Here is an 18,812-nt window from a genome sequence, read left to right on the forward strand (position 1 = left end):
CTTTCGCGCTGCTGTAAGGTTGTTGTCATTTGTTTATGATTGCTTTATTTGGTTTTCAATGTTCGTGACGGCTTTGTTTTCCGCCATGTAAACAAACATAAAGCATATTCTAAGGTTTGTAAAGTATTTTAACAACAGATTAACTAATCAAAACTATAAGTTTCACTTATCAATATGAATAAAACTGGATAAACAGGTAAGAATGCACAAAAAAGTAGGTAAAGCCTGGAAGCGCGTCGCCTTCAGGCATGGAAATATTAAGATACAGACTTTTGCTGGCTAGGTATCATAATAAGAGCCCAATAGGGAACTTCAGCGGGTTCGACATCTGCGATCGCCCGAATTCGCTGATTAGGCATAGTTGCGCGTTCTATATACAGTGCTCGATCGAACTGTCCCAACTCAATGAGCACGTCCCGGACTTTGGCAAAATGCCTCCCCAGCTTAATAATCACAGCAGCATCCACAACCGCCAGTTGATCGCGCAAAACCTCAGCATCCAGCGTCGCAGGCATAATACTTAACACATCGTTACGATAAGTCAGCGGCACTCCCAACGCAGCGGCACTCGCCATTGTCGAAGAAATTCCCGGCACAACTTCAGTGGTAAATGTTCCCGCCAAACGGTTGAATAGATACATAAACGAGCCGTAGAGAAAAGGTTCGCCCTCACACAGCACCGCCACATCCTGTCCCTGGCTCAGATGTGCGGCAATTTTCTCGGCAGCAATATCATAATAAGGTTGAGACGATCGCGTCGGACTAAAAGGCAACGGCATCGGAATCTCAATTTGCTCCGGGCGCAGATAATCTGCGACGATCGCCCGCGCCAGCACCTTACCATTTTCCATCGCCGGATATGCAATCACCGGCACCGATTGCAAAATCCGATAAGCTTTCAAAGTAATCAACTCAGGATCGCCCGGGCCAATACCCAAACCGTACAATTTACCATTCGCCTTAGTCATAATTCATCCTTTTTCGCTAACGCATTCACGGCCGCCGTTGCCATTGCACTGCCACCGCGCCGCCCGTGCAACGTAATAAATGGCACTCCCCGACTGTTGGCGGCCAGTTCGGCTTTGGATTCGGCAGCCCCCACAAATCCTACCGGGAAACCCAGAATTAAAGCCGGTTTGGGTGCTCCGGCATCTAGCATTTCCAGCAGTCGGAACAAAGCTGTCGGGGCATTGCCGATGGCCACAACCGCACCCTGCAAGTTGTCCAGCCATAAATCAAGGGCCGCGGCCGATCGAGTATTTCCGATTTGTCGCGCCAACTCCGGGATTTCGGAATGCCAGAGGGTGCAAATCACCGCATTGTCAGCGGGAAGGCGTTTGCGAGTGATGCCTTCGGCCACCATCCGGGCATCGCACAGAATCGCCGCCCCTGCGGCGAGGGCTTGGTGTCCGCAGGTGGCTGCACCGGGGGAAGCTGCTAAATCTGCAACAATATCGGTCATGCCGCAACTGTGAATTAGTCGCACGGCTACTAATTCTAAATCTGCCGGCAAGCTTGACAAATCTGCTTCGGCTCGAATTGTGGCGAAGGATTTGGTGTAGATTTCTGTTCCGTCTCGAATGTAGTCAATCATTGTTTAAAACTGCTATGGGAATTTTGTGGGATTTGTGAAATAAATTTTTTGAATGAACCGCGAAGAGGGAAAGGACGCCAAGGAAGAAAGATCGAGAGATATAAAAAGAAAAATGCTTAAAATTTGTCTTTTTTTATGGGATATTTTTTCACTTTCAATTCCAATTTTCCGTGCTCAACAACTCCTGCAATTGGTCGATCGCCTGCCGATCGACAAACTCACCCAATGACTCCAAAGGCTCTCGAAACCGCTGATACACCTGCAACAAAAGGTCGATCGCACCGGGCATCTCGGCCGCACTCACCGCCGGAAAAATTGGTCGCCCGAAGGGCAAATCTTTTCTACCCGCATAAATGTCGTAACCTTCGATCGTCTCGTGTCCTCGCTCAATCTGAATTCCCACCAGTGTGATATCAATTGGCCGGTGCTGGGCGCAGGACTTTTGGCAACCGCTGAAATGAATGTTAATCGGCAGGTCGATCGTCAATTTTTGCCCTAAATCCCTCGCCATTGCTAGGGCGTGACTTTGAGTATCTGTCGCCGCCGACGCACAGCCGCTGCTGCCGGCACAAGCCACCAAGCACGAATCTAGGCGAGTCGCCGACGAGTGCAATCCCAAATCGGCGATTTGCTGTTTGAGCTCAAAAAGCTGGGAGTTGGGGATATCAGAAATCAACAGATTTTGCCACGGCGTAAGTCTCAGGATACCGCTGGCTAGATTTTGGGCTAAATTTGCCAAATTCCGCAGTTGATTAGATTCTAGCCTACCCAGAGGCAGCGCAATTCCCATGTAGGAGAAATCCGACTGTCGCTGAGGGTGGATTCCGAGATGTCGGGATTGTTTGATCGCCCTTGCAGATGAGTCGAGCGAGTCGGCGGGCAAGATGCCCACCCCCCAAGGAAATTCACTCTTTGTGGAACAGGCATCTTGCCTGTTTTTGGGAAAGGTGCAAGATGTGTATTGCAATAAAAATGGTAAATTCTGCTGTACCCGTGCTAGATAACTTTCAACACCCCAATCTGCCAGCAGGTGACGCAAACGCGGTTTTTTGCCATCAATTCGAGGCTGATTTTTTGTGTATTCAAGATACGCGTTAGCAAGGGCGGCTAAGACTGAAATACATTGCGATTGTTGGACTAAAATCCCTGTATCGCTGTTTAAATGCAGCCGAAAAACGATTTCTGATTTAGCCGATCGCCCTGCTGCTAATAAAATATCGTTGCGCAAAGCCTGGATCGAAACCGACTCCCCGCCATCCAAGCCAATGCTGAACTTAGGCGAAAGTTCCGACAATTCGGGATGGGTTTGCAGGTAATCATCCCAAGCTTTCACTAGCGGGCGAGTATCCAGTAACTGCTGGCGATCGATCCCTGCTGTCGGACTTGCCATTATATTGCGAATCGGGTCAACTTCAACGCGGCGAGACGCTATCCCCAATTCCTGCAAGCGGTTCCAGACTTCCGGGGCTATTTCCGAGTTCACTTCTCGGATTTGCAAATTTGCCCGATTTGTCACTTGCAAACAGCCGGTACTGTATTGATCGGCCAAATCGGCGATCGTCCAACACTGCTGCGCGTTTAAAATTCCCCCCGGAATCCGCATTCTCGATAAAACTCCGTCTCGGGCGATCGAACCGTAAAATAAACCCGGACAAGTCGGCCAATTAGTCAAAGCTAACAAATAATCTCCTCCCCGTGCTGCGCAGGGAATCCAAAAGTAAACGCCCACAAAGCGCCCCCGAAATCGGCATTCTGACTTTTACAGTTGCGGCACAGCGCCGGAATTGCACCGGACTTTCCCGCTTTCAGGTTTTAGAAACGTATCACAAGTCGATCGGCATAAACCAAAACGATCGAGTTTCTTAACAAATCTCCGGGCAAGCTCGCCTGTTAGGGGGGAAGTTCATTTTATTGTCTTGCTGATTCCTGAATAATTTTTTATAATCTCTAATCGAAGTCAAAATCACTCTTTTGTGCGTGACTTCTAACTTCGGCTATACAACCTGCGATCGCGTTATTTATGACAATTGAAGAATTGCAAATCAAACTCGCAGAGATCAATCACCTTGTTGAGACATTCCAAACATCAGTAGCTTTGGAAAAATACTACTCGGATGACACTGTGATGATTGAAGGAGATGGTACGATTACTAGCGGCAAAGAAAACTGCCGCCAAGGAAGAGAAATCTTTTTTCAAGAAATGTTAGTTGAGTTTCGACAATCAAAATTAATTAGTCAAGACATCGCTGTTTCAGCAGACAAAAATTATGATTTTGTAGTAATTTCTAATTGGTACAATGATTACAGGGTTAAAGTTGAAGGTCAAATCATTGATTCCAAGAGCAACCAAATCTCGATCGGCTATTGGAAAGATGGTTTGGTAGTCAAGGAAAGTTATAACTATCCAGTGATTACGGTAGTTTAGTGCTGTTTGCTAATCAGACTTACGCAAAATCAAAGAAACCGGGTTTTTTGTCCCGTTCAATGGCTATCACGCCCCTTCTGGGCCAAAAACCCGGTTGCTGACCACCCTTGCAAAATCAAAGAAACCGGGTTTTTGGCCCGGTTCAATGGCTGCATGGCGCCTTCTGGGCCAAAAACCCGGTTGCTGACCACCCGTGCGTCCTGGACTAATATTGATAGGTGCGATCGCCCTTGAATCCAACATAAATAATCCCCATGATATTTGAAACAGAGAGATTAGTTTTGAAACCGATCGTGGAGAGCGACCTCAACACGCTTCATAGAATTTTTATCGATGCCTATGTGAGGAGATATCTGTGCGACGGCGAAATCTGGTCGCTACAAAAGGTTGAAGAAATGCTTGCCGAAAACAAAAAGCTGTTTGCCCAAAAGCAATTCGGTATGTGGTTTATCGAAACTAAGAGCGATCGGGAAACTATTGGATTTGTTGGTTTGTGGTATTTTTTTGAAGAAGCACAGCCGCAGTTAGTTTACGCACTGCTGCCGAAAGCACTTAAAAAAGGTTACGCTACTGAAGCATCAACCAAAATATTGGATTATGGTTTTGATGAACTTGGCTTTAACTATCTAGTCGCAAGTTGCGATCGCCCAAACATTGAGTCGCAAAAAGTCGCAGAAAGACTCGGAATGAAACAAGTAGAAGAAAGAATTATGAATGGAAATCCGATATTATTCTTTAGAATCGATAAGTAGTAATTAGCAGTAAGGGCGCAATGCACAAATGGCTTTCGGTGGTGGGGATTGGCGAAGATGGACTTTCGGGGCTCGGCCCGATCGCCTCTACGCTGCTGCAGCGAGCTCAAATCGTTGTTGGTGGCGCCCGTCACCTAGCAATGCTACCAACCGACGACACCCGCGAAAAATTGGTTTGGGCATCGCCTTTGCAGACAACAATTGACGAGATCCTCCGCCTCCGGGGACAGTCTGTGTGCGTGCTCGCAAGCGGCGATCCCATGTGTCACGGCATCGGCGTCACGCTGTCGCGCCAGATTCCCATGGAGGAAATGACTGTGATTCCGGCGGTATCGGCTTTTAGTCTTGCTTGCGCCCGTTTGGGTTGGCCGTTGGCCCAAGTTGAGACTTTCAGTTTGACAAATCGCCCGATCGCATCGATCGCCCTTGCTTTGTCGCCGGGGGCGCGCTTGCTGGTGTTGAGCGCTGACAGATACACGCCGGGAAAGGTGGCACAATTGTTGACGCAGCGGGGGTTTGGCAGCAGTTTGATGACCGTGTTCGAGCGGATGGGAGGGAACTCGGAACGGCGGATCGATGGGGTAGCAGCAGCCTGGAATGCAGCGGATTTGGCGGATTTGAACACGATCGCGATCGCAGTTGCAGCCGATCGCGAAACAGTGATTTTTCCTCGTACATCGGGTTTACCGGATGCTGCTTATCGCCACGACGGACAACTTACTAAGCGGGAGGTTAGAGCCGTTACTCTGTCAACGTTAGCACCGATTCCGGGTGAGTTGCTGTGGGATGTGGGCGCGGGTTGTGGCTCGATCGCAATCGAATGGATGCGGAGTCATCCTCGGTGCAGGGCGATCGCGATCGAACGCCATCCGACTCGATTGCAATACATCGCTGAGAATGCCTCGACTTTCGGCGTTCCCGAACTCGAAATCGTTGCGGGAGAAGCGCCGGAAGCCCTGACAAATTTGCCTCAACCGAATGCTATTTTCATCGGCGGCGGTGTCACCGCAGAAGCTGTGCTGGAAACTTGCTGGAATGCTTTAGGTGAAGGCGGGCGATTAGTTGTTAATGCGGTGACAGTTGAGAGCGAGTTTAAAGTTTTGCAATGGCACGATCGTTATGGCGGGGAACTAATTAGAATTGGGATTCAGCGAGTAGGGGCGATCGGTTCTTTTCAGGGTTGGAAACCGCTGGCACCGATTACACAGTGGGCGGTGGTTAAGAGATGAAAGGCGATCGATCTCTTTGCTGGAAGCTATGATAAAAAATATCCTATAAAATTATAGTGAGAATGCCAGACGAATCATCCGTAGATCCTTATCTATATCGACTATTTGAAGACTATTCCAACACTAAAGTTATCGAATTACAGCAATATCTGGCTGAGTCGGATAAAGGAACCTATGGGAGTGTGGCGCAAAGTGTCTTAGACCATGCACAACGAAAAGGATTCGAGCCACTCAAATATCTGCGTAAAGCACACAACTTCAACACCAGAGGTGCTGTGAGAGTTCCTCGCACGGGATATCGGCAGGATGGAGCCGCTGTTTATAGAAAGGGCAATGAGTTTTTAATTGTGCGATCTTACCAGTCAATACTTCGGACAGTTTTGGAATAGGGACGCTCAGCGAGCAGAGCTAAAAAAGTCACTGGTCTCTTAACGCAATACTCCGGACAGTTTTTGAGACAGAGGCTGAAACCCTCATTCTACCGTTAGCGTTTGACCTCGCTGAGAAGGCCCAAACCCTCATTCTACCGTTAGTCATTGAAAACTGTCCGGACTATTATGTAGCAAATATTTAGGAAATTGGTATCAGATGATATTATCGCAAAGCTTGGCACATCTTTGATCGGCCCAAGAAACTTTACTTCAGTCGACAGTGCGAGCTACAGAACGCCTGTGAGGGTTGCTGCTACTGTTGGAAGTGTTACTAGTATTATCTATGGCAAGTCTAACTGTCAACATTACATAACTCAGCCAAGCATTTCCGATTCCCAGGATCTGAGCTTCTGTGATGTTGCTCATAATAATAGACACCAGAAAACAAATAGGGATTCCCGCGTCTTCCAGCTTGCTACGACTCAAATACCGGACTGCGTAAGCCAAATTAAGAAGCAGGGAAATCATCATTAAGATTAATCCCGGCCAACCGAAGGCTAACAATATTCCGATCGCGCCATTGTGAGGATTTTTCGGTTGAAATCCATTAGTAGTATAAATAAAATAAGCAGGAGTAGCGGAGCCTAACTTATCTTGTTGAAAAAATCCCTCGTATCCGTAGCCAAACCAGGGGCGCTGATTGGCCGCAGCTATTAACTGCGGCCAGAATTCGGTCCGCCCAGTTAGAGTCAAGTCCTTGCCTAACCCACCTACAACAATATCCTCTAGGTTGTCTACTACAAAAACCGTCATAATTATGCTAACCACCAGGAAACATATAATCGCAGTAAATGCCCACTGAAAAGTTAATTTTTTTAGAAAGTTTAGTGAGGAGACTGCAATTATTAATATGATAGTAATCACTAGAGCGGCTCCCGACTTATTAGCTCTCACCAGGTAAAAAGAAAAGAACATAATTCCCAAAGAAATCCAGCGTTCTTTCTGAGTTTTAGCTCCTTGAAAATAATGCAAATACCAAAATGCCGTACATAAAGCTAGGATTCCACCGAGAGAATTTTTAGCTTGCGTTAGGCCTACAAAGTCGCCTGAACCCGGTGGTTTCATTATAAAACTTGCCAAACCCAGTGCCGTGTATCCCCACCGCCAAAAACGAGATAGATCATCCCATTTATATTGGGCTGCCAAGTAAAATCCGAAAGCAGTAAATCCTGAAAAAGCTATGCCCGATCTTAGCGTTTCTTCAGGGACTATGGACCATAAGGTAGACAGTAATGGCAGTAATGTATAAAACAAAAAGAAAGGATTTACGATCAATACTTTGGCAAAAAAATCTATAAATTTGCTACCAAAAGCCTGAATCCTAGAAAACAAAATTAATACTACCCACGGGTAAAAAATATAAGGTAGCATTGTTAAAATCCCGCCTTCTGTGGATTTCAAATTACTAAAATGCAAGTAATTAAAAGGAGGTTGTGTGAGAGAGGGAGAGATGAAAATATAAAAATAAGCAAAAGTTTTTTCTAAAGCCAAACCTGTTTTTTTTCTACTGGCCAATTGAAACAAAAGCAAAGTCGCGAGGGCGATTATAGCCATTAGCATCCATACAAATAAAGAATTACCTAAAATCAGCTCTTTCAGCATAGCCGCTTTAGACACTGGTTGAGTCATAATTGCTTTCCTTTATCAAAAACAAGCTTAAGTAATCTAGATAGAAAATATAGCTGTCAACCCGCAAACAAGCTAACACAGAAATTAGCCATAAAGCAAAAATACAGCAATAATTTTTCGGCGCTCGCTTAAAATAATGAGATTTTTGCCCAGCACTAAAAAGGCTACACTTATATAAATCATAGTCAATAAAATTAGGTGGCTTATGGTTAACACCAGTTCTCCAAGACAGATAGCCCGGTCGGTTGTGGGTATTGTCTTGTTTGCTTCGACTTTCATCACTGATGCCAGAAGCACCCCGGCACAACTTCCCATCCCGCTAGGTGCAGAGCAAGTCCAGAATGTTGCGCCCGTTAGGCGATCGCCCGAAAGCTATAAACTCGGTGGCGGCGATCGCATCCAAGTAGAAATACTCGAAGTACCCGAACTCAGCCGCGGCTACGAAGTCCTTTCCGACGGTTCAGTCAACCTGCCTCTGATCGGTTTGGTCTCCGTCCGCGGCCGCACCTTAGTAGAAGCCACCAACATCATCCGCAACGCCTACCGCCGCGTCCTCAAAGACCCCATAGTCACAGTCAGCCTCGTCGCTGCCCGCCCCCTCAATGTCGGCGTCATTGGAGAAGTCACCAGGCCCGGAAACTTCACGATTACCCTAACTCCTGGTCCAGGAGCCGCGCCGAGTGTCCAGTACCCCACCGTCACCCAAGCGATCAGACTCGCAGAAGGCGTCACGGGTGTCGCCGACATTCGCAACATCCGCGTCCGCCGTCCCCAACGAGACGGCCCCGATCAAGTGCTCAACGTCAACCTGTGGAAATTCTTGCAAGAAGGAGACATCTCTCAAGACATCATTTTGCAAGACAGAGACACAATCGTGATCCCCACAGTCGCCAACTTCAACCAAGCAGAAGCTCGTCAATTTGCGACGGCAAACTTTTCGCCACCCCCAGAAAAACCTCGATCGATCTCCATCGTTGGCCAAGTCACCCGCCCAGGGGCTTACGTCGTCATCGGGGGCAACACCACAAACGACCTCAGCCGCGAAGGTTTCCCCACCGTCATCCGGGCGATTCAGCTAGCCGGCGGCATCACCTCCGATGCCGACATCCGGCAAATCCAAGTGCGGCGCGTCACCAGAAGAGGGGAACAAATTATCCCCGTCAACCTGTGGCAATTCCTAGAGTCCGGCGACGGCGCCCAAGATACCATCCTCCAGGAAGGAGACACGATCATCGTGCCCAAAGCTACGATCGTCAACCCCGCAGAAGCTGGTGTGCTCGCTAGCACTAACTTTGCTCCCACTGGCATTAACGTTTTTGTAGTAGGAGAACTTAGAACATCCCTCGATCCCTTGAGACTCCCAGCTAATGCCACGCTGAATCAAGCTTTAATTTCCAGAGGATTTTTTGGGTACGAGAATACCAGAGCTAGAAGAGATAAAGTTGAGCTAGTCCGCCTGAATAACGACGGTACAGCTACTAAACGGACGATCGAAGTCGATTTAAGTCAAGGAATTAACGAAGAAACCAATCCTCAACTTCGCAACAACGACATGATTATCGTATCTCGGAGGGGTCTCGTCAATTTTGTCGATCGCATGAACGCTGTAATCGGACCTGTCGGGCCAGCTACGGGAGTGTTAAATTTTATAAACGTTCTCCGATTTTTATTCAGGTAAGAAGGCGGCGGGTGAGGTGAATAATTCCTGGCAAAGGCTAGAATAAACTAAACAATAAGATTACCCAACCGCGACCTGGCCGCTTCAAAAATATCAACCTCAAAAATATCAACCTCAAAAATACCCTGGCTGAATATGGATAGCAGACAAGATTACCAACCCTTCACACCCAAATCGAATGGCAAACTGCCGGATTTATCTGCTCAGAATTACAGAGATAACTTCGTAGAAGAGAGAGAAGAAGAAAAGCTAGACTTGTCTTGGCTGTTAGGCGTCGTGCGCCGTCGCTTCCTAGTCATGGCAGCAGCCACCATAGCTTTGAGCGCCCTGGCAGGAACAGCGATCGTCGCCACTTCTAAAAGCATAACTGTCGAGTATGAAGGCTCCTTTTCCCTGTTAGTAGAACCAGCCACGGCTGAAGGTTTGCAATCCAAACTATTAAACAACACCCAAGCTGCCGACTTCGCAAAAATTAATATAGAAGGAATTAGCCTACTAGACTACGAAACCCAAATTAGGATTTTGCGAAGTCCCAAAATGATGCAGCCAGTGATTGATGAATTGCGGGCTTGGTATCCCAAAATGAACTATAGCGAACTGATCTCAAAAATGTCGATCAACCGTATCAGCTACACGAAAGATGGTAAACAGCAAGGCACAAAAATTTTACAAGTTCGTTACAAAGATTCAAACCAAAAAAAAATTTACACCGTATTGGATAAAATTTCTAAAGCGTATCTAGATTACAGCTTGCAGCAACGGCTGATGGGCATTAATCAAGGTATTAAATTTATAGATACGGAGATGCCCAAGCTCCGAGAAAGAGTGGAAGTTCTGCAACTGCAAGTCCAAAGACTGCGGCAGCAGAGCAACTTGTTTGAACCTCAGATAGAGGGAAAATCTCTGTCTGAACAAGTTCAAAGCATTCGGGGTAAGCAAGTAGAAATTAGAGTTCAGCTAAAAGGGATGCGAAACCTCTACCAAAGCTATCAAAAACTACTCAACGAAAATAATCCCCAGGGGCTGCTGATGACCCAAGGACAAGCTTACGGCGGACTCTTAGGTCAAATTCAGAGAATAGACTCGGAATTGTCATTAAAATTAGCTCAGTACAGAGAAGACAGTTTGCCAGTTTTAGCGCTGCGAAAAAGTCGGGAAGAACTGATTTTAACCGCCACTCAACAAGCAAAAGAAGTGGTGATGGGAAATTTAGAGACCCAAATCAAAGAAGTTGAAGCGCGCGATCGCGAAATGACAGCTTTGCAAAATGCTCTCAACCAAAAAATTAGAAACTTTTCAGTCACAACCCGAGAATACGACAATTTACAGCGGGAACTGCAAGTAGTTACTAAGAGTTTGTCGGACTTCTTGGCAAAACGAGAATCCTTGCGGATTGATGCGGCTCAGCAGCAAATACCTTGGGTGCTGATAAATCCTCCAGAAATTCCGCTAGATAAATTCGGCAACCCTCTAACAGCTACCGTCAAACAAACCAAAAAACAGTTAGCGCTGGCAGTAATTTTAAGCAGTCTGCTGGGCATAGCAGTCGGCTTGCTCGTAGAGGTACTAAATACTGTGTTCCACACTCCAGAATCACTGAGAATCGCCACAAGATTGCCCATACTCGGTGTGATTCCGTTTACCAAAAAAGTGAAGCGCCGACCGCCAGCCAGACAGAGGAAACTAACATCGGCTCGATCGAACTCGAAAGTGGAAGTAGTCGAACCGGTCGAAGCTAGACATACCGGTCCGATGAGCGGGGGAGCGAGTATTTTGAGCGACTTGGACTATCAATTTTTAGAAGCATTTCGATCGCTATACACAAACATTCACTTGCTGAGTGCAGGCACGGCAATTCGATCGCTCTTAGTCGGCTCTGCCTTAGCCGGAGACGGCAAATCTACAGTAGCTTTGCACCTGGCAGCCACAGCAGCAGCAGTGGGACAGCGAGTATTGCTAGTAGATGCAGATTTGCGCTGCCCGCAACTGCACGTTAAGTTAGGACTGCCCAACGTGCGTGGTCTGGGCGAGGCCATCTCCACAGATCTCAGCCTCAACGACGCGATTCAACGAGCCCCGAACCAAGAAAATTTGTTCGTACTCACCGCCGGCCAAATTCCCCCCGATCCGATCAAGCTTCTTTCTTCCAAAAAAATGCATTATCTCATGGAGCAATTTCAAGCATTTTTTGACTTAGTAATTTATGACACCCCGCCACTAGCAGGCTTGGCAGACAGCCACTTGATCGCAGCTCGCACAGACGCTACGATTATGGTCGTCCAAATTGGGCAAACAGACCGATCGCAAGTTCGCAAAGTTTTAGAAGAATTAAAAATTTCTGGAGCTTCCGTCTTGGGAATAGTTGCTAATGGCTGCAAAAACACCGGTCACAGCTACCGCCAGCGCCCGGCAGTTTTAGACACGCTCTACGACCAAAAACTATCGGCTTTAGGTACGAAAAATCCTAATTAGACAAATGTTGATGCAGGCGGCCGAGCGCCGCCGTCCTCAACGGGAAACACACAACCAAGCCATACCCTGATTTTTTGATAATAGTACCATTTGAGAAAGAAAATGATAGACTAACGGACGTAGCCTCGTGTGTCAACCGAGATTGCGCGGATCTTTCAATCTTGCGGTAATTACTCAGAAAATGATTGAGAAATCAGCAAAAGTGGGTAAACTACATTTAGCAGAGCGCAATCTCAATCATGAAAAGACACCTTTGAAGGTGAACGTTAGTGTAAACGTTAATGAGAACGTTTCAACCCAGAAACTTGGTAGGGATTATTCTATGAGTACAGTTATGGTTGTTGATGATAGCGTCACTCTGCGGGAGATGATCGCCGACTTGCTCAAAGGTAGAGGACTCAACGTCACAGTAGCGAGTGATGGCGTAGAAGCTCTAGAGCAAATCAAGGCTAACCGCCCAGATTTAGTCGTTCTGGATATCGTGATGCCCCGGATGAACGGCTACGAAGTCTGTCGCAGGCTCAAAAGCGACCCTAAAACCCAAAATTTGCCGGTGGTAATGTGTTCGAGCAAAAGCGAAGAGTTCGATCGCTATTGGGGAATGAAACAAGGAGCCGACGCTTACATCGCCAAGCCATTTCACCCACAGGAATTGGTCGGCACTATTAAGCAACTGCTGCGGGGTTGAAGTAGAGGAACAGGGACAGGAAAAAATTGTATTGAGCGCTGATTATTTCTGCTCCCGCAGCCTCTCTAAACGACTCGATTGACAATAGTCCAAACATCCCCGTCCGATCGCACGTAGGGAACAGTAATACTCTTAAAACCAGTAATAAAAGGCTTGTAATAAACCTGCCAGTAGCTGGGACTAATTTGGTCGGCGATGGCTTTGAGTCCCTTCACTTCCGCCGCCAGTTCCGCCGCCAGTTCATTAATCCGTTCCGCGTGTCCGTGAGCGAGCGCTCTTCCTTCTTCAACTTGCTGTTCCATCGGAGTAATTCTTTGCAATTTTACCGATTGCTGCTGTTTCTGACTCAGTTGAGCAGACAGAGCCGCGATCGCGTCATCTATACCCTTGACTTCGGCCGACACTTGTGCTGTTTCCCTCGCGTGACGACGATAAGCATCGGCGATCGCTTGGGGGGAATCACCGGATGGGACAACATCGGCAATACTAAGCTGCTGGCGTTCCCGGCGCAATTCCTCAATTTGAGAGTAAATTGCTTCTATATCTGTCTGAAGTTTGTCCACCTAATTATTACCGCGTGGTTGTTGGATATTTTAGGATATTAACACAAACCAATCACCTAATCGGCATAGAAATTGCATATTTTAGGCAAACTCGAAACAAAGCCCCACAAGTAGAATTTTAAAAGTTTGAAAAAGACAAATTTTTATATTTCTCAGTTGAGCGATTTCCGTCGATATCCAGTCGGGTTAATCAGGTCGTGTCCGATATAATCAGCATTATAGATTGGTAGTGAGGAAGGCCTGTACGAGCGAATTTTACGATGACTAAAGTCGTCACTCAAACCACGATTCCCAATTCCAATTAACCACTTTCCAGTTACCAATTCCCAATTATTAATAGAATTTTTTAAGTTGGTAGCCCTTGCTGCCTCAACTTGACTATAGTCTCTAGCAACACATCGGGTTGCACAGGTTTAGGCAGATGTCGGTCAAAACCGGCAGCGAAAGCACGATCGCGGTCTTCATCTCTAGCATAAGCCGTCAGAGCGATCGCCCAAAATTTCCCTGTCAGAGTGTTCAAAGAACGCAGCCTTCGTAGCAGCGAATATCCGTCTTCCTGTGGCATTCCGATATCGCTGACCAAAACATCCGGACTAAACTGCGAAGCCACCTCAAACGCCTCAGCAGCAGACGATGCAACCCTGACAGTAGCCCCGGAATCTGCCAAGACAAACCTCATAAATTCCCGCGAATCAACCTCGTCATCAACCAGCAAAACCTTAACTCCCAGTAAATTACCAGCGCCAGCCAAAACCTGCGCTTCCTCGTCGGCGATCGAATTTACCTGCATCGAAGGGAGACGGACAGTAAAAGTCGATCCCATATCCAGTCCCGGACTTTGAGCCCAAACCGTGCCGCCGTGGAGTTCCACCAACTGCCGCACGATCGCCAGACCCAGCCCCAAACCGCTATAATTGCGAGTAATCGTAGCATCCGCTTGGCGGAAAGAGTCAAACACGTAAGGCAAAAAATTCGGTGCAACCCCAATTCCCGTGTCGGTAACAGCCAGCTCAACCTCCGAATCAATTCGCTGTAGCCGGATTTCAACTCGCCCCCCGCGCGGCGTAAACTTAATCGCATTCGTCAGCAAATTCCAAATTACTTGCTGCAAGCGGCCAGGGTCTCCTGATACCCAAAATCTCGGATTTAACTGAGATTCAGGATTGCCAGAAACCTTCCCAAGTTCGGAAAATTCAGCAGTCTCCCAGCCCAAATCTACAATTGCAGACCGCAACTCGATCGACTTAGCATCGGCAGCCAACCGCACCGTATTCAGCGCTCCTTCCACCATCGAAATTAAATTTACCGCACAAGGATTCAAAGTCAACTTGCCGCGAATAATTCGCGAAATATCCAGCAAATCATCAATCAATTGAGTTTGCAATTTAGCATTTCGCTCGATCGTTTCTAAAGCCCGCCCCGTAGCAGCCGGACTCAAACTGCGTTGCTGCAGCAGTTGCGCCCAGCCCAAAATCGCGTTTAAGGGCGATCGCAGCTCGTGAGAAAGAGTTGCCAAAAACTCATCTTTCATGCGATTTGCCTGCTGAGATTCCTCGTAAAGTCGGGCATTGTCGATCGCCCCCGACACCGCCTGAGCCAACTGCATTAAAATAGTTTCATCATCTTCGGCAAACTCCCCCTCATACTTGTCCGACAACTGAATCAATCCCAGATTTCTGCCGTCCCGAGTCGTCAGCGGTACAGCCAGCCAGCCCCGCATTGGCGGGTGCTTCCCCGCAGCCTTGCCGAACCCCCGCCATGCCGGGTGAGCCTCTAGCTCGTTTTGAGTCATTCGCATCGCCTGTTGCTGCTGCCAAACTTTTTGGTAAATGCCCGTACCGTCTGGCTCCTCGCAGTAATCTTGCCACACGGCGTATTTTTCTGACATGGAAAACTTGCTAATTCCCTCATCCCAGTTGGCTGCCGGGTTAAGGTTGACCGCTACCTGGTGGACTTCCAGAATTTGGCGGGCGCTATCTGCTGCTAACTGAAGTATTTCTGCCACCGACAGCGTGGAGTTGATAGCCACTGACGCGGAGGTTAACTTTTGCAGGCGGCGCAAATACGACCGCTCCCGGGCCAAGGCGCGCGCGCGGTCGTATTCTAACTGTTTGCGCTCCGTAATGTCGATCGCCACGCCGGACAGCCGAAGGGGTGTACCGGATGCGTCAAAAACCACTCGCCCTTTTTCGTGAAGCCAAATCACTGAGCCGTCGGGTCGCACTTTGCGGTATTCCGACTCGTAAACTCCCGTGCCCCTGAATGCGGCATCCACATCTGCCAAAAACCTTTCTCGGTCTTCTGGATGCACCGCATTCTTTTTTTGCTCAAAAGTACCAAAGGTGCTGTCTGGCCCCAAACCCATCTGTGTTTCGGCATTAGACGAACGGCGGACTTCCCCCGATGCCACATCCCAGGTAAAAGCGATCGTGTTAGCTGCTTCTAGAGCAAAGCGCAAATTTTCCTCGCTTTCTTGCACCCTCGCTTCGGATAATTTGCGATCCGTAATATCCCAAACCACGCCGATCGATCGCACCGATTTACCTGTATCATCATCAAAGAACTTGCCCCTACCCGATATCCAGTGCAAGCTGCCGTCGGGCCAAAAAACTCTAAATTCGTATTTGTATTCTATTTTGTTTTCTAAAGCAAAGGCAACAGCGTCGGCGATAGAGGCTTGGTCATCCGGATGAATGCAGGCAAAATACGCTTCATAAGTTCCCGGAAAACTGCCTTTTTCCAACCCGAATAACAGTTCGTGTCCCTCCGACCAAACGACCTCGCCAGTTAATACATTCCAATCCCAAGTTCCCATTTTCGAGGCTTCGATCGCCAATCTCAGCCTTTCCTCCGAAATTGCCAACTGCGCCGACGTTTTCGCGTATTTTTCGCGCAACTGCTGTTTTTTCAAGCTTTCGCCCACGGCCCCCGCCAGCCGCTTTAAGTACCGCCCTTTGAACACGTAATCGCTTAAGCCGGCTTTCATAGCTTCGACTGCCACTTGTTCGCTGCCGCTGTCAGTACACATAATTACCGAACAATTTGGGTAGTGGCTGTGAACTTTTTGGAGAATAGTTAATCCGTCGCTCCAGTGCAGTTGGTAGTCGGTAATTACTATATCAAAACCCCCGACTGCCAGGATTTGTTCGAGAGTTTGGATATCAATAACCGATTTAATTTCTAAATCCGAAAAATTTTTCCTCAGTTCTCGCTCGATCATCAGGCGATCGTTCGGGTTGTCGTCGATTAACAGAATAGACAGCATTAGCCTTTTAGTTTTTATAGGGGCGCAAACATTCTTAAATCTAATAATATGTTCTTAAGCAATCTAGACAATTTGAATATGTACTTGGTGGGTTAATTAGACTTGCAAATAATTTTATTGTATTTGCTTGTATTTTATTTATTTTACAGCTTGTAATATCCTCAACCAGCTTTTTAGGGGCGTGCCCACAAGCAAATTAATTAACTAAGTTGTTGTAAAACACATCAGAAAGCCAGCTCAGGCAGGAAAGGTGCAAGAGATTACTTAACTATCATTATACTAATTGTTTATTCTGTCTTCGGGTGTGAACAAGCGGGTTGATTGATTCTTTGAGCTACAGCAGAATATTGCTGTTAAAACCCTCTTGTCTAGAACCTCATCTTTTAAATCCCGTGCACTGCTTCCTCAACTCTCGTACTTGCGTAATTTTACCCAGAAGCGGGTACCCATGCCCAAAGTCGATTTCAGCCCGATCGCACCACCCATCCGATCGACTCCTTTGTTCGCTATCGCCAACCCAATTCCCGTCCCTGGATACACTTCTTGACCGTGCAGGCGATCGAACAATCCAAAAATCCTACCATGAAATTTTTCGTCAATACCAATGCCGTTGTCTTCTACCCAAAGATAGATATATTCATCCTCAGCTTCTGCATAAACTCGCACCTGGGGAGCTATCCCAGGCTGCACGAACTTAATAGCATTGGAGAGCAAGTTAGCCAAAACTTGCAGCAGCGTAGGAGGATGTGCCAATACCGCAGGTAGCGGTTCGACAACCGTTATGCGAGCTTGTTTTTGGGCAATTTCGGTCTCTAGTTGCGCGAGCGATCGAGCCACAATTAAATTAAGAGAGACTGCTTTTAGTGGCAAGTTAGCTTTGCTGAGGCGGCTGTACTCTAGTAAATTTTCGATTAAAGTATTCATCATACTTGCAGCATCCGCAATCCGGTACAAGTAATCTTGTGAGGTAGCATCCAAGTTGCTAACTCGATCGTTGAGCAATATTTCAGCAAAAAACAAAATTCCCCGCAAAGGAGCGCGCAAGTCGTGAGAAACTGAATAGGTAAACGATTCTAGCTGTGCATTAACTTCTTCTAACTCAGCAGTACGCTCTCTCACCCGCTCTTCCAAAGTTTCATTAAATTCGCGCAAAGCAAGTTCAGCTTGCTTGAGTTCGGTAATATCTTCCACCAATCCGTCGATCGTACTTTCACCTTCTGTGCTGTAAACATATTGAGTAAACCGAATCCATTTTACTCGACCGTCTGCCAAAGGAAATGTAATTTCTAGATTTTGGCACCGAGACTCCCCTGAATCTACCGGTTGCAAAAATAATTGCTGCTGATAAATCCCTTGGACATCTGCTAAATTGCTGGCATCAAACAAGCGCAAAAAAGCTTGATTGCTTTCCAAAAGCTGCCCCTGAGAACTCGCTCGAAAAACTCCGACATTTAAGCGTTCTAACAGAGAATTAAGTTGATTTTCTAGTCTGGCGACTCGTTCCCAGGCGGCAACTCGATCGAGCACTGTGCGAACAGCAACGCAAAGGCGGACGTAGTGCTTAGGCGACTTGATAATGTAATCGTCCAATCCGGATTTCATCGCCTCTACAGCAATTTCTTCATTGCCAGTATTTGTAAACATTATAATCGGGCATTGTGGATAACGTGCTTTGATAGTTTTCAGCACATCTAAACCGTTCGTCCAGCGCAGTTGGTAATCGGTAATCACCAGATTGAATCGACCTCGATTCACTGCTTCCACGAACAATCTATTGTCGGAAACTTCCGTTATTTCCAATGGCGAAAATTGCCGCTCTAATTCGCGTTTGACGAGCAGCCGATCCGTGGGGTTGTCGTCAATTACTAGAATGTGTACCACTTTAAAAAATTATAATTTGGCTGTTCGTTAGGGTGCCGAGCAATCATGCCCAATAAAAATGTTGGAGGTAAACTCTTTAAAATGATAGAGGACGCGATTACTCACTCGAAACTTAATTTGCTCGTTATCAAAAATACCCTGGTAACGAGGAAACAAGTAATAAAAATAGAGAAACCGCCACTACCACAAAAAGCTTGGTAACGAG

Annotated in this window: 15 protein-coding genes and 1 riboswitch; of the genes, 7 read left to right on the forward strand and 8 right to left on the reverse strand. The window is 47.1% G+C overall.

The features are described from left to right. Nucleotides 1-257: 257 nt before the first annotated feature. The 3 genes from QUA33_RS16135 to cobG form a co-directional block, all read right to left on the reverse strand. The gene (locus tag QUA33_RS16135) at nucleotides 258-968 is read right to left on the reverse strand and encodes a precorrin-2 C(20)-methyltransferase (RefSeq protein WP_333149464.1); all 711 of its coding nucleotides are present in this window, start codon (nucleotides 966-968) and stop codon (nucleotides 258-260) included. Then, nucleotides 965-1,594, reverse strand: a complete 630-nt coding sequence (locus QUA33_RS16140) for a precorrin-8X methylmutase (protein WP_333149466.1) — start codon at nucleotides 1,592-1,594, stop codon at nucleotides 965-967. Before QUA33_RS16140 ends, QUA33_RS16135 begins: the two co-directional genes overlap by 4 nt. 154 nt (nucleotides 1,595-1,748) lie before the next feature. Continuing rightward, on the reverse strand, nucleotides 1,749-3,275 hold the full coding sequence (gene cobG, locus QUA33_RS16145) for a precorrin-3B synthase (RefSeq protein WP_333149468.1): 1,527 nt from the start codon (nucleotides 3,273-3,275) through the stop codon (nucleotides 1,749-1,751). 56 nt (nucleotides 3,276-3,331) lie between these two features. Continuing rightward, nucleotides 3,332-3,411, reverse strand: a riboswitch (adenosylcobalamin-variant (AdoCbl-variant) riboswitch). A gap of 203 nt (nucleotides 3,412-3,614) precedes the next feature. Here cobG and QUA33_RS16150 point away from each other — a divergent pair. After that, nucleotides 3,615-4,019, forward strand: a complete 405-nt coding sequence (locus QUA33_RS16150) for a hypothetical protein (RefSeq protein ID WP_333149470.1) — start codon at nucleotides 3,615-3,617, stop codon at nucleotides 4,017-4,019. A gap of 66 nt (nucleotides 4,020-4,085) precedes the next feature. Here the strand turns inward: QUA33_RS16150 and QUA33_RS16155 are convergent, their stop codons facing one another. Further along, nucleotides 4,086-4,262 (reverse strand): hypothetical protein, encoded by a 177-nt coding sequence (locus QUA33_RS16155; protein WP_333149472.1) that lies wholly within the window; start codon nucleotides 4,260-4,262, stop codon nucleotides 4,086-4,088. A gap of 11 nt (nucleotides 4,263-4,273) precedes the next feature. Here QUA33_RS16155 and QUA33_RS16160 point away from each other — a divergent pair, with 11 nt between their 5' ends. The 3 genes from QUA33_RS16160 (at nucleotide 4,274) to QUA33_RS16170 (ending at nucleotide 6,389) form a co-directional block, all read left to right on the forward strand. Further along, complete coding sequence (locus tag QUA33_RS16160; protein ID WP_333149474.1) at nucleotides 4,274-4,771, forward strand: GNAT family N-acetyltransferase; 498 nt, start codon at nucleotides 4,274-4,276, stop codon at nucleotides 4,769-4,771. A gap of 20 nt (nucleotides 4,772-4,791) precedes the next feature. Then, the gene (gene cbiE, locus QUA33_RS16165) at nucleotides 4,792-6,000 is read left to right on the forward strand and encodes a precorrin-6y C5,15-methyltransferase (decarboxylating) subunit CbiE (protein WP_333149476.1); all 1,209 of its coding nucleotides are present in this window, start codon (nucleotides 4,792-4,794) and stop codon (nucleotides 5,998-6,000) included. Nucleotides 6,001-6,062: 62 nt separating this feature from the next. After that, nucleotides 6,063-6,389 carry a hypothetical protein gene (locus tag QUA33_RS16170; RefSeq protein ID WP_333149478.1) on the forward strand — a complete coding sequence of 109 codons (327 nt, stop codon included), beginning with the start codon at nucleotides 6,063-6,065 and terminating at the stop codon, nucleotides 6,387-6,389. 252 nt (nucleotides 6,390-6,641) lie between these two features. Here QUA33_RS16170 and QUA33_RS16175 read toward each other — a convergent pair whose 3' ends face one another. Further along, complete coding sequence (locus QUA33_RS16175; protein WP_333149481.1) at nucleotides 6,642-8,060, reverse strand: O-antigen ligase family protein; 1,419 nt, start codon at nucleotides 8,058-8,060, stop codon at nucleotides 6,642-6,644. A gap of 205 nt (nucleotides 8,061-8,265) precedes the next feature. Between QUA33_RS16175 and QUA33_RS16180 the strand changes: the two genes are divergently transcribed. The 3 genes from QUA33_RS16180 (at nucleotide 8,266) to QUA33_RS16190 (ending at nucleotide 12,898) form a co-directional block, all read left to right on the forward strand. Continuing rightward, nucleotides 8,266-9,738: a polysaccharide biosynthesis/export family protein gene (locus tag QUA33_RS16180; protein ID WP_333149483.1), complete on the forward strand. Its 1,473-nt coding sequence runs from the start codon at nucleotides 8,266-8,268 to the stop codon at nucleotides 9,736-9,738. 135 nt (nucleotides 9,739-9,873) lie between these two features. After that, a complete protein-coding gene (locus QUA33_RS16185) occupies nucleotides 9,874-12,210 on the forward strand; it encodes a polysaccharide biosynthesis tyrosine autokinase (RefSeq protein WP_333149485.1) in 2,337 nt (778 codons plus the stop codon). Between the two features lie 322 nt (nucleotides 12,211-12,532). Beyond that, nucleotides 12,533-12,898, forward strand: a complete 366-nt coding sequence (locus QUA33_RS16190) for a response regulator transcription factor (RefSeq protein WP_039886668.1) — start codon at nucleotides 12,533-12,535, stop codon at nucleotides 12,896-12,898. 65 nt (nucleotides 12,899-12,963) lie between these two features. On the opposite strand, the gene QUA33_RS16195 is transcribed toward QUA33_RS16190, so the two are convergent. The 3 genes from QUA33_RS16195 to QUA33_RS16205 all read right to left on the reverse strand — a co-directional run bounded on the left by QUA33_RS16195 (nucleotide 12,964) and on the right by QUA33_RS16205 (nucleotide 18,607). After that, on the reverse strand, nucleotides 12,964-13,461 hold the full coding sequence (locus tag QUA33_RS16195; protein WP_333149486.1) for a hypothetical protein: 498 nt from the start codon (nucleotides 13,459-13,461) through the stop codon (nucleotides 12,964-12,966). Between the two features lie 346 nt (nucleotides 13,462-13,807). Continuing rightward, entirely contained in the window at nucleotides 13,808-16,726 is a 2,919-nt protein-coding gene (locus QUA33_RS16200; protein WP_333149488.1) for a PAS domain-containing protein, read from the reverse strand. A 405-nt stretch (nucleotides 16,727-17,131) separates the two neighbouring features. Next, the gene (locus QUA33_RS16205; protein ID WP_333149490.1) at nucleotides 17,132-18,607 is read right to left on the reverse strand and encodes an ATP-binding protein; all 1,476 of its coding nucleotides are present in this window, start codon (nucleotides 18,605-18,607) and stop codon (nucleotides 17,132-17,134) included. Nucleotides 18,608-18,812: the final 205 nt, after the last annotated feature.

The sequence above is a fragment of the Microcoleus sp. Pol14D4 genome, assembly GCF_036701245.1.
GTDB lineage: Bacteria > Cyanobacteriota > Cyanobacteriia > Cyanobacteriales > Microcoleaceae > Microcoleus.